Origin of the sequence: Cryptosporangium sp. NPDC048952 (genome assembly GCF_043197895.1) — a bacterium.
Classification (GTDB): Bacteria; Actinomycetota; Actinomycetes; order Mycobacteriales; family Cryptosporangiaceae; genus Cryptosporangium.
Window position 1 is genome coordinate 1526855 of the sequence record NZ_JBICTY010000001.1, and the last position, 13718, is coordinate 1540572.

11 protein-coding genes, 1 pseudogene and 1 riboswitch are annotated in these 13718 nt (G+C 70.0%); of the genes and pseudogenes, 5 read left to right on the top strand and 7 right to left on the bottom strand.

Going from position 1 to position 13718, the window contains the following annotated elements:
• Positions 1-59: 59 nt before the first annotated feature.
• Genes ACGFY5_RS07235 through ACGFY5_RS07245 form a run of 3 tightly spaced genes read right to left on the bottom strand, consistent with a single transcriptional unit; the run spans position 60 to position 2847 of the window.
• Entirely contained in the window at positions 60-857 is a 798-nt protein-coding gene (locus tag ACGFY5_RS07235; RefSeq protein ID WP_392718243.1) for an ABC transporter ATP-binding protein, read from the bottom strand.
• A complete protein-coding gene (locus tag ACGFY5_RS07240; protein WP_392718245.1) occupies positions 854-1852 on the bottom strand; it encodes a FecCD family ABC transporter permease in 999 nt (332 codons plus the stop codon). Before ACGFY5_RS07240 ends, ACGFY5_RS07235 begins: the two co-directional genes overlap by 4 nt.
• Positions 1853-1857: 5 nt before the next feature.
• Complete coding sequence (locus ACGFY5_RS07245) at positions 1858-2847, bottom strand: ABC transporter substrate-binding protein (RefSeq protein ID WP_392718247.1); 990 nt, start codon at positions 2845-2847, stop codon at positions 1858-1860.
• A gap of 56 nt (positions 2848-2903) precedes the next feature.
• Positions 2904-3084, bottom strand: a riboswitch (cobalamin riboswitch).
• Positions 3085-3168: 84 nt separating this feature from the next.
• Between ACGFY5_RS07245 and ACGFY5_RS07250 the strand changes: the two genes are divergently transcribed.
• Entirely contained in the window at positions 3169-3594 is a 426-nt protein-coding gene (locus ACGFY5_RS07250) for a heme-binding protein (RefSeq protein ID WP_392718249.1), read from the top strand.
• A gap of 14 nt (positions 3595-3608) precedes the next feature.
• On the opposite strand, the gene ACGFY5_RS07255 is transcribed toward ACGFY5_RS07250, so the two are convergent.
• Complete coding sequence (locus ACGFY5_RS07255; protein WP_392718251.1) at positions 3609-4229, bottom strand: SGNH/GDSL hydrolase family protein; 621 nt, start codon at positions 4227-4229, stop codon at positions 3609-3611.
• Between the two features lie 147 nt (positions 4230-4376).
• Here ACGFY5_RS07255 and ACGFY5_RS07260 point away from each other — a divergent pair, with 147 nt between their 5' ends.
• The 3 genes from ACGFY5_RS07260 (at position 4377) to ACGFY5_RS07270 (ending at position 8510) form a co-directional block, all read left to right on the top strand.
• Positions 4377-6689 carry an MMPL family transporter gene (locus tag ACGFY5_RS07260; RefSeq protein ID WP_392718253.1) on the top strand — a complete coding sequence of 771 codons (2313 nt, stop codon included), beginning with the start codon at positions 4377-4379 and terminating at the stop codon, positions 6687-6689.
• Between the two features lie 137 nt (positions 6690-6826).
• Positions 6827-7330, top strand: a complete 504-nt coding sequence (locus tag ACGFY5_RS07265) for a TetR/AcrR family transcriptional regulator (protein WP_392718254.1) — start codon at positions 6827-6829, stop codon at positions 7328-7330.
• A gap of 22 nt (positions 7331-7352) precedes the next feature.
• Positions 7353-8510, top strand: a complete 1158-nt coding sequence (locus tag ACGFY5_RS07270; protein ID WP_392718256.1) for a glycosyltransferase — start codon at positions 7353-7355, stop codon at positions 8508-8510.
• 13 nt (positions 8511-8523) lie between these two features.
• Here ACGFY5_RS07270 and ACGFY5_RS07275 read toward each other — a convergent pair whose 3' ends face one another.
• From ACGFY5_RS07275 to ACGFY5_RS07285, 3 genes are read right to left on the bottom strand one after another with little or no spacing between them, the layout of a single operon-like run.
• Entirely contained in the window at positions 8524-10551 is a 2028-nt protein-coding gene (locus ACGFY5_RS07275) for an acyltransferase family protein (RefSeq protein WP_392718258.1), read from the bottom strand.
• A 38-nt stretch (positions 10552-10589) separates the two neighbouring features.
• On the bottom strand, positions 10590-11507 hold the full coding sequence (locus ACGFY5_RS07280; RefSeq protein WP_392718260.1) for a nitrilase-related carbon-nitrogen hydrolase: 918 nt from the start codon (positions 11505-11507) through the stop codon (positions 10590-10592).
• 3 nt (positions 11508-11510) lie between these two features.
• A complete protein-coding gene (locus tag ACGFY5_RS07285) occupies positions 11511-12521 on the bottom strand; it encodes an agmatine/peptidylarginine deiminase (RefSeq protein WP_392718262.1) in 1011 nt (336 codons plus the stop codon).
• Between the two features lie 273 nt (positions 12522-12794).
• On the opposite strand from ACGFY5_RS07285, the pseudogene ACGFY5_RS07290 reads away from it, so the two are divergent.
• Positions 12795-13610 (top strand): annotated as a pseudogene (locus ACGFY5_RS07290) (AAA family ATPase); the annotation flags it as partial.
• Between the last annotated feature and the right edge of the window lie 108 nt (positions 13611-13718).

Consider the following 13718-nt stretch of genomic DNA (forward strand, 5'->3'; position numbering starts at 1 on the left):
ACCGCGCCGCGCTCAGCCGGGCCGCGACCGCGCCGCGCTCAGCCGGGCCGCGGCCGCGCTCAGCGCGTGCCGGGACCACGTTCAGGCCGGCCAGCGACAGCGGGGCGCATGAAGCGGATCGCGGGGCGACCGTCCTCCGACGAGATCGTCACCGCCACCCCGTACACCTCGCGGATCGCGTCCACGGTCAGCACCTCCGTGGGCGTCCCCGCGGCCACCGCCCGCCCCCGGTGCAGCAGCACCACCGAATCGCAGAACATCGCGGCGAGGTTCAAGTCGTGCAACGCCACCACCGACGTCACCGGCAACGCGCACACCAGCGCCAACAGGTCCAACTGAGAACCGATGTCGAGATGGTTCGTCGGCTCGTCCAGCAGCAGCTCGCGCGGCTCCTGCGCCAGCGCGCGAGCGATCTGCGCCCGCTGGCGCTCACCCCCGGACAGCGTCCGCCACGACTGATCCAGGTGCGGCACCAATCCGGTGGCACCCGCAGCCTCCAGCACGGCCGCCGAGTCGACCGCGGAGGGAGCGGAGTAGCCCCGCCGATGCGGCACCCGCCCGAGCGCGATCACGTCCCGCACGGTCAGATCGACGTCGGTTGCGGCCTGCTGTTCCACCACGGCCAACCGCTGCGCTACCGCTCGCCGCGGCAGCTCGGCCAGGGGCCGGGAATCCAGCGTCACGACCCCGGCGGACGGCCGCCGAAGCCCCGCGAGCACGCGGAGCAGCGTCGACTTCCCCGACCCGTTCGGGCCGAGCAACCCCACAGTGGTCCCCGGCGGAGCGTCCAGGTCGACGTCGTCGACGATCAGCCGCCCCGCAGCCGACCAACTCACGCCCTGCGCGCGCAGGCTCATCGAGCCCTCCGCCCCAGGATGATCGCGAACGCCGGAACACCGATCAGCGCGGTCACGACGCCGACCGGAATCTCCTGCGGCTCCAGCAGCGTCCGCCCCAGCGTGTCGACCCAGACCAGGAAGATCGCACCGACCAGCGCCGAGGTCGGCAACAACCGCCGGTGCGTCGGCCCGACCAGCGCCCGGGCCGCGTGCGGCAGCACCAGCCCCACGAAACCGATCGCGCCTGCGGCGCTCACCAGCACCGCCGTCAGCAGAGCGGTGACCCCCAGCAACACTGCTCTCACCACACCGGTGGGGACGCCCAGCGTCGCGGCGGCGTCCGCACCGAACGCGAACGCGTCCAGGGACAGGGCCAGCCCGGCGCAGACGATCAGTCCCACCGCGAGCACGGCGGCGCACAGCGCCACGTCACCCCAGCCCGCACCGCTCAGCGAACCGAGCAGCCAGAACAGGACGCCACGGGTCTGCCGGGCGTCCGCGGAGGAGATCACGACGAACGACGTCACGGCCGCGAACAGCTGGGTTCCGGCGACGCCGGCGAGGATCAGCCGGTCGGTGGTGCCACCGGCGACCCGCGCGAGCGCCAGCACCAGCGCGAACGCCACGACCGCGCCGGTGAACGCACCGAGGCCGAGCCCGACGCTCCCGGCGCCGACGCCCAGCACGAGGACCAGCACCGCACCGGTCGACGCCCCCGACGAGATGCCGAGCACGTACGGATCGGCGAGCGGATTACGCAGCAGCGCCTGGAGCACCGCGCCGCAGACGGCGAGCCCGGCACCGCACACCGCGGCCAGCAGCGTGCGGGGCAGGCGTAGGTCCCAGACGATCGCGTCCCGGATCGTCGAGAGCCCGGACCCCGGCCCACCGACGTGTTCGGCGATCACCGCGGACACGTCGTGCACCGACAGGTCCGCCGGGCCGATCGTGATCGCCACGGCGATCGACACGATCAGCACGCCCACCCCGGCGACACCCCGAGCCCAGAACACCTACTTCATGCTCCGTACCCCAGTGAAGTCAGTCCCGCCGACACTTTCTCCACGGCCTGCACCGTGCGGACACCGGGATCCATGTCGGAACCGCTCAGCACGATGTACCGCTTGTTCTTCACCGCGGTGAGTTTGCTCGCGACCGGGTCGGACTCCAGGAACTTCACCTTCGCAGCGGCGCTGTCACCGTCGTCACCGCGGGTGAGGTCGGCCAGCACGAGCACGTCCGGATCGCGGTCGAGAATGCTTTCCCAGCCGGTCTCCGGCCAGAGCTGCTTGCTGTCGGCGAACGCGTTCTTCGCGCCGACCGCGTCGGTGACCAGGCCCGGTGTGCCGCAGCACCCGGCGATGTACGGCGTCTTCGTGCTGGAGTACCACCACGCCAGCGTGACGTCCTTCGCGTCGAGGCCGCCGGTCGCGGCGGCCATCCGCTGCCGTAGCGACGTGTTCAGGTCCGCGCCGCGGTCCTGCACGTCGAACAGGATGGAGAGGTCGCCGATCTCGCGGTAGAGATCGTCGATCGTCAGCGCGCGGGTCTGGGTGGCGTCCTGCCCGGTGCATTCGCTCGACGACAGGTACGTCGGGATCTTCACCTGGTCGAACTTCGCGCGGTCGGCGACGCCTTCGGCCGTGTAGGTGTACGCGAACGTCGTGTAGACGAAGTCCGGTTCCTCTTCGAGCAGCCGCTCGAACGACGGGAAGTCCTTGGAGATCCGCGGCACCTTCTCGTTGGCGGCCGCGAAGGCGGGCAGCACCGGGTCGCTCCACGAGGCCGTACCGGCCATCCGGTCCTCCAGGCCGAGCGAGAGCAACAGTTCGGACGCCGGTTGGCTGATCGAGACCGCCTTGTCGATCGGCCGGTCGATGGTCACCGTGCGTCCGCAGTTCTCGACGCTGATCGGGTAGTCGCCGTCGGGCGCCGTGGACTCGGCGTCCTGACCGCCGCAGGCCGCGAGGAGCAACAGGCTCGCGGCGAGCCCATGACGTAACCGCATGAGGTACCTCGTAGATCGCGGACCCGATCGCGAGGCCCGTAGCCGATCCGCCGCCCGAGTGGACGTCGGTCGCCAGCAGGTCTTCGGACTCGGGTTCGTCCGACCGCGGCGCCTTCCCAGGCGGGAAGCCCAGTGGCCAGTACCACGGCCGTCCCCCTCACCGCTGCGCGTCAGCCCCGGATTCGCACCGGGTTCCCTGACCCACCTCGTGGGTTGACTGGCTTCCCGACGGTAACACGCACGTCTTCAACGATTCTGTTGACGAAATGCAGGGCGCTTCGAAACGATGGCACCGAGCCGAACGAGGACGGGAGCCCCCGCATGTCCTATGTCCGCAACAAGCCGAGCATCTCCAGCGAAGCGGCAGCCGTGTTGATCGCCGCCGCACGCGCGAAAGCCGACGAGTTGGGCGTCGCGATGTCGATCGCGGTGGTCGACGAGAGCGGGGACCTCAAGGCATTCGACCGCATGGACGGTTCGGTGCACGTCTCCATCCAGCTCGCCCAGGACAAGGCGTTCACCGCGATCGGGTTCGGGCTGAGCTCGGACGGGTGGTACGACTTCATCAAGGACGACGGCCCACTGGCCCTGGGGGCGCCGGCCGCGATCGACCGGCTCGTGACGTTCGGTGGTGGCTATCCCGTGGTTCTCGACGGGGCGATCGTCGGTGGCATCGGGGTCAGCGGCGGCCACTACTCGCAGGACATGACGGTCGCCCAAGCCGGCCTCGCCGCCCTGGGTGACTGACCCCGAACTAGGCGTCAGATGGAGCCGGTGGCGCGGGCGGCGGCCCGCGCCGCCGCTGCCCGTACGGACGGCGCGAGCGCCTCGGCGATGCGGGCATAACCCGCACTGGAGGGGTGAAAACGGTCGGCGCTGAACAGCGACACGTCGGTGGCGAACCCGGCGGAAGTGTCCAGTGCGTGCGCGGCGATCACCGCGCCCGCCGCCTCGGCCGCCCGGATCTGCGCCTCCTGCAGCGCCAGGCTCGCGGCGCGCACCGTCGGACGCATCGGCACCGGCACCCACGGCACGACGCTCAGGTCGGGCGCCGGCGCCACGACGACCTCGGCGCCTGATTCGCGTAGCGCCCCGACCGCCGCCCCGAGCCGGGCGGCGGCTTGCTGCGGCGGCACCAGGCCCGTTAGGTCGTTCGCACCGATGACGACCAGTGCCAGATCCGGCTTCCACGCCACAGTGCGCTGCACCTGCGCGGCCAGGTCCTGGCTACGGGCCCCCGGCACGGCAAAGACACGGACGTCCGTCGGGTGGCCGTCCTCGATCAGACGTCGGGTCAGCCGCGCGGCGACGGTGTCGTCGGCGCGAGCCGCGCCCTGCCCGTAAGCGATCGAGTCGCCCAGTACGGCGAAAGAGAGTGCCACGTCCGGTCCAACGTTCCGCGACGGTCGGAATTGCTTACTGGATCGTGTGAGTTAAAGCTCACAGTACTAGCCGCTCGGCTAGCGGGTAGGCCGGAGGGAAGGCACGATCTGACTTGGTGTCGTCTCCGTTCCGACCGAGGATCCACATTGGCAACCCTGCTGTACCGACTCGGCCGCGGTTCGTTCCGCCGGCGCAAACTCGTGGTCGCCCTCTGGCTGGTGGTGCTCGTCGCCCTGGGTGGTGCGGCGGTTGCCTTCAAGGGCGCGACCACCAACGACTTCGCGTTACCGGGCACCGAATCGCAGCGTGCGCTCGACGCCCTGGCCCGTGAGTTCCCCGCGGCCAGCGGTGCCACCGGCACGATCGTCGTGGCTGCTCCGGAAGGCAAGACGCTCACCGATCCGTCGTTCGCGGCGGCGATCAAGGGCCTGGTGAAGGAGGCCGCATCGCTGCCGGGTGTGGTCGGTGCGGTGGATCCGTACAGCGCGCAGGCGCTCACCCCGGACGGTCGGTACGCGCTGATCCAGGTGCAGTTCGACAAGCGCGCCGACGAGGTCACCGAGGAAGAGCGCGCCGCCTACGAGGAGTCCGGGCAGGCCGCCTTGGATTCCGGGGTGCAGGTCGAGCACGGTGGCGAGGTCATGAGCTCGCCGCCGGAGGTCGGTGGTACCGAGGCGATCGGTGTGGTCATCGCCCTGGTCGTCCTGCTGATCACGTTCGGCTCGCTGGTCGCCGCCGGGATGACGATGCTCAACGCGCTGATCGGCGTCGGCGCCGGCATGGCCGGACTGTTCGCGCTCACCAGCGTGATCGAGTTGAACAGCACGGCGCCGATCCTTGCGCTGATGCTGGGTCTGGCCGTCGGTATCGACTACTCGCTGTTCATCACCTCGCGGCACCGCCAGCACCTGACCGAGGGCCTCGACCCCGAGGAGGCGGCGGGCCGGTCCGTCGGTACCGCCGGGTCCGCGGTCGTGTTCGCCGGCATCACGGTGATCATCGCGCTGGCCGGCCTGTCGGTCGTCAACATTCCGTTCCTCACCGCGATGGGCCTGGCCGCTGCCGGCACCGTCGCGGTAGCCGTCCTGGTCGCGGTGACGCTGCTCCCCGCGCTGCTCGGCTTCGCACGGCTCCGCGTCCTCCCCCGCAAGGCCCGCACCGAACTGGCCGCCGCATCCGGCGCGGGCCCCCACGGCGCCGGCCCGCACGGCGCCGCCACGCACGCCGCGGAACACGCCGCCGTGGAACACGCCGGCAAGCACGCCTCCGGGGAGGTCGCGGCGGCGGACAGCCCCGGCGCGGGGAAGCACGAGAAGCCCGTCAAGGAAGCGTTCGGGTTCCGGTGGGCGCGGCTGATCATCAAGCTGCGGGTACCGGTGATCATCCTGGGCATCCTGGGGCTGGGCCTGCTGGCGATACCCGCCAAGGACATGCGCCTGTCGCTGCCCGACCCGAGCCAGGCCGCCGAGGGCACCCCGGCCCGCGCCGCCGCCGACCTGATCAGCGAGGGCTTCGGCCCGGGCTTCAACGGACGCCTCGCGCTCGTCGTCGCCACCGATTCGCCCGAGCAGACCGGCGCCGCCGTACAGAAGGTGAACCAGGCCCTGGCCGGTACGCCGAACCTCGTCGCGGTCGCCCCGCCGAACCTCAGCCCAGACAGGCAGACCGCGCTGCTCGGCATCATCCCGAAGGACGGCCCGACCGCGGCCAGCACCGAAACGCTGGTGCACGACGTGCGTGACCGCACGGCCGGCATCGACGGTGCAGACGTCTCGCTCACCGGCCAGACCGCGATCGGCATCGACGTCTCCGAAAAGCTCTCCCACGCGCTGCCGATCTACCTCGCGCTCGTCGTCGGACTCTCGGTTCTGCTGTTGATGTTGGTTTTCCGCTCGATCCTGGTCCCGCTCAAGGCGGCCGCGGGCTTCCTGCTCACGGTCGGGACGACGTTCGGCATCACCGTGTGGATCTTCCAGGAGGGCCACCTGGCAGACCTGGTCGGAGTCTCGACGCCGGGACCGCTGGTGAGCTTCCTGCCGATCCTGCTGATCGGCATCCTGTTCGGCCTGGCCATGGACTACGAGGTGTTCCTGGTCTCGCGGATGCGCGAGGATTTCGTGCACGGCGAGGGGGCGCAGGAAGCGGTCGTCAGCGGCATGGGTCACGGTGCGCGGGTGGTCACGGCCGCCGCGCTGATCATGACCAGCGTGTTCGCCGGCTTCGTCCTGATCGACGACCCGACGATCAAGTCGGTCGGGTTCGCGCTGGCGCTCGGTGTCGCTGTCGACGCGTTCATCGTCCGGATGACGATCGTGCCCGCGGTGATCTCGCTGTTCGGCCGGGCCGCATGGTGGCTTCCGCGTTGGCTCAACCGGATCCTGCCGAACGTCGACATCGAAGGCGAGAAGCTCCGCGAGCACCTCGCCGAGGCGCCCGAGAAAGAGCTCGAGAAGGTCTGAGTATGCAGAAGGCCCCCACTGCGGCGGGGGCCTTCTGCGCACGTGGCTCACAAAAGCGAATCGCTGGGTATTCGCGCGGCTTCGAAGAACGAATGAACCGCCCATGCGCGTTCTTACTCGCGGGTAACCTACGCTTCGTGAGCGCGACGTTGCTGCCCCGGCGGTTGGACGCGCGGCGTAACCGTGAAGTGATCCTGCGGGTGGCGGTGGAAGCATTCGACCGCTGCGGCGAACTCGTGTCGCTGGATGAGATCGCGCGCCGCGCGGGCCTCGGGCGCGCCACCGTCTACCGCCACTTCCCGGACCGGAACGCGCTGGGGTCCGCCGTCGCCGCCGAGCGGCTGGCGGACCTCGCGCGCCGGATGGAGAGCGCGTCGTTCCGGGAGTTCCTGCACGCGACGCTGGTCGAGCAGCGCTCGCTCGTCGGGCTCCTCCGCGAGCTGCCGGAACGGGCCCAGCGCCGGTACTCCGACGCCCTGCTCACCCTGCTGCGGCCGGCGTTCCGTCGCGCGCGGGAGGAGGGGCGGCTGCGTTCCGATCTCGAGCTGGCCGACCTGCCGATCGTCTTCGGGATGGTGGAGAGCGCGACCGAGCGGCTGGTTCAGGCCCTTCTCGACGGACTCTTCGAGAAGGCTGCGTAGTCAGGGGCCTACTCTAGGGCGCGTGACTGCGAACCCGGTTTTTCGTCTGGTCGTGTCCGGTGGCGGCACCGGCGGGCACACGTATCCGGCGCTGACCGCCGTGCGCGCGCTGCAGACGCGCCTCGGCGGCGCTGTCGAGGTCCTCTGGATCGGCTCGGCGAACAGCCTGGAGTCGCGGGTGGCCGAGGCCGAGGGCATCCCGTTCGCAGTGGTGGCCACCGGCAAGATCCGGCGCGACCGCAATCCGATCAAGATGCTGTCGGGCAAGAACATGAAAGACATGGCCAAGGTGCCCGTGGGGGCGAACGAGGCCCGGTCGCTGGTGGCGAAGTTCAAGCCCGACGTCGTGCTGGCGACCGGTGGGTACGTGGCCGTGCCGGTGGGCCTGGCCGCGAAGATGACCCGTCGGCCGCTGGTCGTGCACGAGCAGACCGTGCGGCTGGGGCTCGCGAACCGCGTTCTGTCCCGGGTCGCCGCGAAGATTGCTCTGTCGTCGGAGTCGAGTGTGGAGCTGCTGCCGGAGAACGCGCGGGCGGCGGCAGTGGTCACCGGCAATCCGGTGCGGCCGGCGGTGCTCAGCGGTGAGCCGCAGAAGGCGATCGAGGCGCTGGGCCTGCAGGGGTTCGATCCGGCGCTGCCCACGGTGTACATCACCGGTGGTGCGCAGGGCGCGCAGCAGATCAACCGGCTCGTGGCCGAGATCCTGCCGTGGCTGCTCACGCAGGCCAACGTGCTGCACCAGTGCGGTCCCGCGAATCTCGACGAGTTGCAGGCCCGCGCCGCGACGCTGCCGGTGGAGTTGGCCGCGCAGTACCACGTGACGGGGTACCTCGGGAGTGAGCTCCCGGACGTGCTGGCGTTGGCTGATGTCGTCATCTCGCGGAGCGGCGCGGGGACGGTGGCCGAGCTGACCGCGCTGGGCAAGGCGTCGGTGCTGATTCCGTACGCGGCGGCCGCGGGGAACGAGCAGGCGCACAACGCGCAGCACCTGGCTGACCACGATGCCGCGGTGGCGTTGATCGGGGATCTGACGGCGGAGCAGCTCCAGGGCGCGGTGGCGCCGTTGCTCTCTGACCCTTCGCGCCGGCGTCAGGTCGCGGACAACGCCCGCGCGCAGGGCCGCCCCGACGCGGCCGACCGCCTGGTAGACGTGCTGCTGGAGGTCGCGAAGCGGCCTTGAGCCGCCCGGCGGCTCACGGCAGGCGGGTCACGGAGGCCACTCGGCGGAGGAGTTCGGGGACCACCAGTTCGGAGGACTCGGGACTGAAGTGCAGGCCGTCGGGGCGCAGCGTCTGACCGTCGATTTTATCGGGGCAGCTGTCGCCGTCGCAGAGCAGGTCGTTGAGCGAGAGCGCCGTCACCCGGCCGGAGAACTCGTCCGCCACGGACTTCCGCAGCGCGGTGTAGGCGTCGACGACGGCGTCGTTCGCGGTACGGGTGCACTCCGCGTCGCTGTGGCCGAGCCGCCGGCACAGCGACTCGGACATCGGTGTCGTGTCGATCCACACCACCCGTGCGCCGCCGGAGGTCAGCCGCGCCATCGTGAGGCGCAGCTGTTCGGCGACGAACGCCTTGTGTGCGTCGGTGTTCGCGGTCAACGGGTCGCCGTCGGTGCCGCGCACGCGGTAGGTCTCCCAGCGCGAGTGCACCAGGATGACGTCGGGCTGCTGCTCGTCGAGCAGGCGTTGCTGCACGGTGGGCACCACTTCGGGGCAGATCGCCCCGGTGCTCCACGGCGAGCCGTCGGTTTCCACCATGAGCATGCCTTCGACCGAGCAGGAACTCACGCTGGCGTCGGTGTACGACCAGTTCCGTTCCTTCGCGGCCTTCATCAGGCCGGGGGCGAGGCTCTTGATCACCGAGTCGCCGACGGTCGCCAGCCGGAGCTGGGTGGTGGGAGTGGGTCCGACCATGACCCGCGGCGTCGAGAGCGTCTGGACGTCTCTCGGTTCGATCGGCGCCGGGGCGGTGGCGGCTCCGGTGCTGGCGAGCGTGACCGCGACGACCGCGGCGATCGCGGTGGGTGCGGCGAACGCGATCCGGAATCCGGTGAAACGCTTCCCGCGCCGGATCGGTTGCTCCACCAGGTAATACGACGCCACGGCGAGCGCGAGTGTGCCACCGACTTTGATCGCGACCTCGACGGCGCCGGTGGTCGTTCCGGCGTCGTCGACCCAGCAGTAGACCGGCCAGTGCCACAGGTAGATGCCGTACGAGAGCCGCCCGACCCAGACCACCGGGGCGAGCGTGAGGACGCGGGCCGGGTGGTCGATGGTGCCGAGCACGAGCACGGTGGCGACGACCGCGAACGCGACCGCACCACCCCGGTAGAACCCGACCCACTCGTCGGGCATGAACACGAACGCGGCGAGCACGGCCACGCCGGCCGCGCCCGTGAGCCGCCGCCCCGAAGCGGCCCCGCTCAGACGGGCGACAGCTCGCCGCAACGGGACCGCTGCAGCGACAGCCGCGAATGCGGTCCCTATTCGGCGACCGGGAACGCCCCGGAAGGGGACCGCTCCGGCGAGGCGGAGGATGGCGGCCCCGGCGCCGATGAGGAGTTCGTGGACCCGGGTGTCGGTGCCGTAGTAGGCGCGGGACGGGTCGTCGGCGTTGTAGCGGACCGCCATGAGCACGGCGGACACGGTCGCGAGCACGGCGACGACCAGGCCGAGCCCGCGCAGGCCGAGCTTGCGCAGCACGACCAGGGTCAGCAGCGGCCACACCAGGTAGAACTGTTCCTCGATCGCCAGCGACCACGCGTGCCGCAGCGGCGACGGCGCGGCAAAAGCGTCGAAATACGACTGACCGGACCCGATCAGGTGCCAGTTCGCGCCGTAGAAGATCGTCCACAGACCATCCGCCCGCAGCGTGCCGAGCTGCGACGGATCAACGGTGCGCCACCCCACCGCCATCACCGCGGTCACGACCAGCAGCGCCGCCGGCAACAACCGACGCACCCGCCGGAGCCAGAACCGCCCGAGATCGACCCGCCCCTGGGCGCGCCACTCCTCGACCAGCAACGTCGTGATCAGAAAACCCGAAAGTACGAAGAACAGGTCGACGCCGAGAAAGCCGCCGGGGAGCCAGGGCGCACCGAGGTGGTACACGAGCACCGCGCCGACCGCGATCGCGCGCAGACCGTCGAGAGCCGGTTGGTAGCCGAGTGCCCTTCGTTGTGGAACGTGGGCAGATCGGACGAGCGCGGCTGAAGAGGTCATCCTGGCGGACGTTAACCAGCAAACCTGTGGAGCAAACGTTACGTCAGAGCGGTGTATGTCTCAGGTCGTCGGGTCGCGAAGAACGGGAACAGCGTGAGCCAGTCCCGCCGCTGGTCCAGGTCGAGCGTCGCGACCAGCACAGCGTCGCCGTTTCGGGGGGCCTCGACCAGGAGCCGTCCGTACGGATCGGAGATGAACGACGACCCGTAGAACGTGATGCTCCCCTCGTCGCCCCAGCGGTTGGGCACGACCATGAACAGCCCGTTGCTGATGCCGTGTCCGACGATGACGTGCCGCCAGATCGGCGCGGTGTCGAAGCCGGGGTGATCGGGTTCGGAGCCGATCGCGGTCGGGTAGGCGAGCAGGTCCGCGCCGCCCAGCGCGTAGAGCCGGGCGACTTCCGGGAACCACTGGTCCCAGCACGTCGGCATGCCGATCCGGGCGTTCCCGAAGGAGATCGGCGCGTACGTCTCGGAGTCGTTCGGACCCGGCCGGAAGTACCGGTCCTCGTAGTACCCCACTGTCTGCGGGATGTGTGTCTTCCGGCGCCGGCCGAGCAGGGCACCGTCCGGCGTGACCAGAATTGCGGTGTTGTAGCCCAGTTCGTCGTCGCCATTGTTCTGTTCGAAGAGTGAGGCGTGCACGGCCGCACCTGCGGCTTTGGCTGCGGCGGCGGCGAACTGGCGGGTCGGGCCGGTCTCCAGATCCTCGGCGGAGGCGGTGGCGTCCCCGTCGGGGACCGTGTCGGCCGGATAGCGGCTGAGCGTGAGTTCCGGCAGGAACACCACCTGCGCACCGGCCTCGGCGGCGGTGAGCACGCCGTCGAGGAGGACGCTCCGGTGTTCGTCCGGGTCGGGGTGCCAGCGGGTCTGCACCAGACCGACGGTCAGCGGGGTGCGCTCCGGGGCCTGCGTGCGGGCGGGGGAGTCGGTGGCCGGCGCGACCTGAAGATCCATGCCCTACGCCTTCGGCTGCTGCTGCGTGATGCAGTGGACGCCGCCGCCGAACCGGAAGATGTCCCTGGCGTCGACGAGGATGACGTCCCGGCCCGGATACACCTGCGAGAGCACGGCCGCGGCCTTCTCGTCGCCCGGATCGTCGAACGCGCACCCGACGACGAACCCGTTGCCCAGGTAGTGGTTGACGTAGGAGTGGTCGACGGGGCGGCCCTCGAATTCCGCGACGGTCGGCGACGGCAGCTCCACCACGTCCAGGCGCCGGCCCTGGGCGTCGGTGGACGTACGCAGGATTTCGGCGACGTCCTTCATCGGTGCGTGGTCCGGGTGGCCCGGGTCGGGCTGGGTGTGGACGAGCACGGTGCCGGGCTGCGTGAACGTCGCGACGACGTCGACGTGACCGCGGGTGCCGAACTCGTCGTAGTCGGCGGTGAGGCCGCGCGGTAACCAGATCGCCGTGGCGGTGCCGAGCCGCTGGTGCAGTTCGGACTCGACCTCGGCGCGGGTCCAGCCCGGGTTGCGGTCGGGATCGAGCTGCACGGTCTCGGTGAGCAGGACGGTTCCGGCCCCGTCGACGTGCAGGCCGCCGCCCTCCTGGGTGAGCGGTGACCGGTCGACCTCCACGCCGGCGGCGCGGCCGACCAGCGTGCCGAGGTGCCGGTCACGGCCCCAACTGGCCCAGGACTGGGCGCCCCAACCGTTGAAACGCCAGGCGGTCGCTCGCGTCCGACCGTCCTGGTCGAGCACGAAGGTGGGGCCCGAGTCGCGGAGCCAGGCGTCGTCCAGGGCGATGTCGACCAGTTCGACCCCGGGGTCGAGGAGACTTCTCGCTGTCGTGTGGTCGGCCTGGTTGACCAGCATCTTGACCGGCTCGTAGCCGACTATCACGTTGGCGACCCGCGCCCAGGCTTTGCGCGCATCGGCCAGGGAGGGGCTGTCCTCCTCGCCGAACGTCGCGTTCGGCGTCGGAAAGGACATCCAGGTGGCTTCGTGCGGTGCCCACTCCGGGGGCATGCGTACGGGTCTGACAGATGAGTTACGGCGTCGTTTGGGCCTGCGTACCCGTCCGGTCGTTCGTAGCGAGCCGGTGTTCAGCACAGGATCCAGCCACCCCCGCTGTTAGAGCCGGTGCACCTCTGTGACGACCCACGCGCAGGTCGGGTGCGGCGGAACTGATGCTAGGGGGAGCGTGCGGCGTTCGCAGCCGGATCGTGATTTCAATATCACTCTCCGAAGTGTTGTTGCACCTTCGGTTGCTTTTCGGTGCCCGTTGGTCTCATCGATTGCGTGACAGACGTAACTCCGGAGGCCGACGCGCGGCTGCTCGAGAAAACCCTGTTCGAGGTCAAGAAAGTCATCGTCGGTCAGGACCGACTCGTGGAGCGGCTGCTGACCGCACTGTTCGCGCGTGGACACATTTTGCTCGAAGGCGTGCCCGGGGTCGCGAAGACACTGGCCGCCGAGACACTCGCCACCGCGATGGGTGATTCATTCCGCCGTATCCAGTTCACGCCCGATTTGGTGCCCTCGGATCTGTTGGGTACCCGGATTTACCGGGCCAGCCGGGAGAGCTTCGACGTGGAGCTCGGCCCGGTGATGGCCAACCTCGTCCTCGCCGACGAGATCAACCGCGCGCCGGCGAAGGTGCAGTCGGCGCTGCTCGAGGTGATGGCCGAGGGGCACCTTTCGATCGGCGGCCAGACGTACCCGACCCCGCGTCCGTTCCTGGTGCTCGCGACGCAGAACCCGATCGAGAGCGAGGGGGTGTACCAGCTGCCCGAAGCGCAGCGTGACCGGTTCCTGATACGGGTGGTCGTGGGGTATCCGGGCGATCGCGAGGAATCGGCGATCTGGGCGCTGCTCCGCCGCGACACGAACGGCACCACCGCCCGCCTCACCGTCGGTGTCCTCGTCCTCGACACCGCCGAGCACACCGTCGCCCTGAAACGACAACCGCTGACCCTGACGAACAAGGAGTTCGGCGTCCTCGAGTACCTGATGACGCGCCCCGGGCACGTCGTCTCCAGCGAGGAGCTGCTGGAACACGTCTGGGACGCCAACGCTGACCCGTTTACCCAGACCGTCCGCGTCACGGTCGGCACCCTGCGCCGCAGGCTCGGCGAGGGCTCGATCGAAACTGTCGTAGGCCGTGGCTACCGTCTACGCGAGGAGGGATGGTGAAACGACCTGATTTCTTCCGCTCGATCCGTT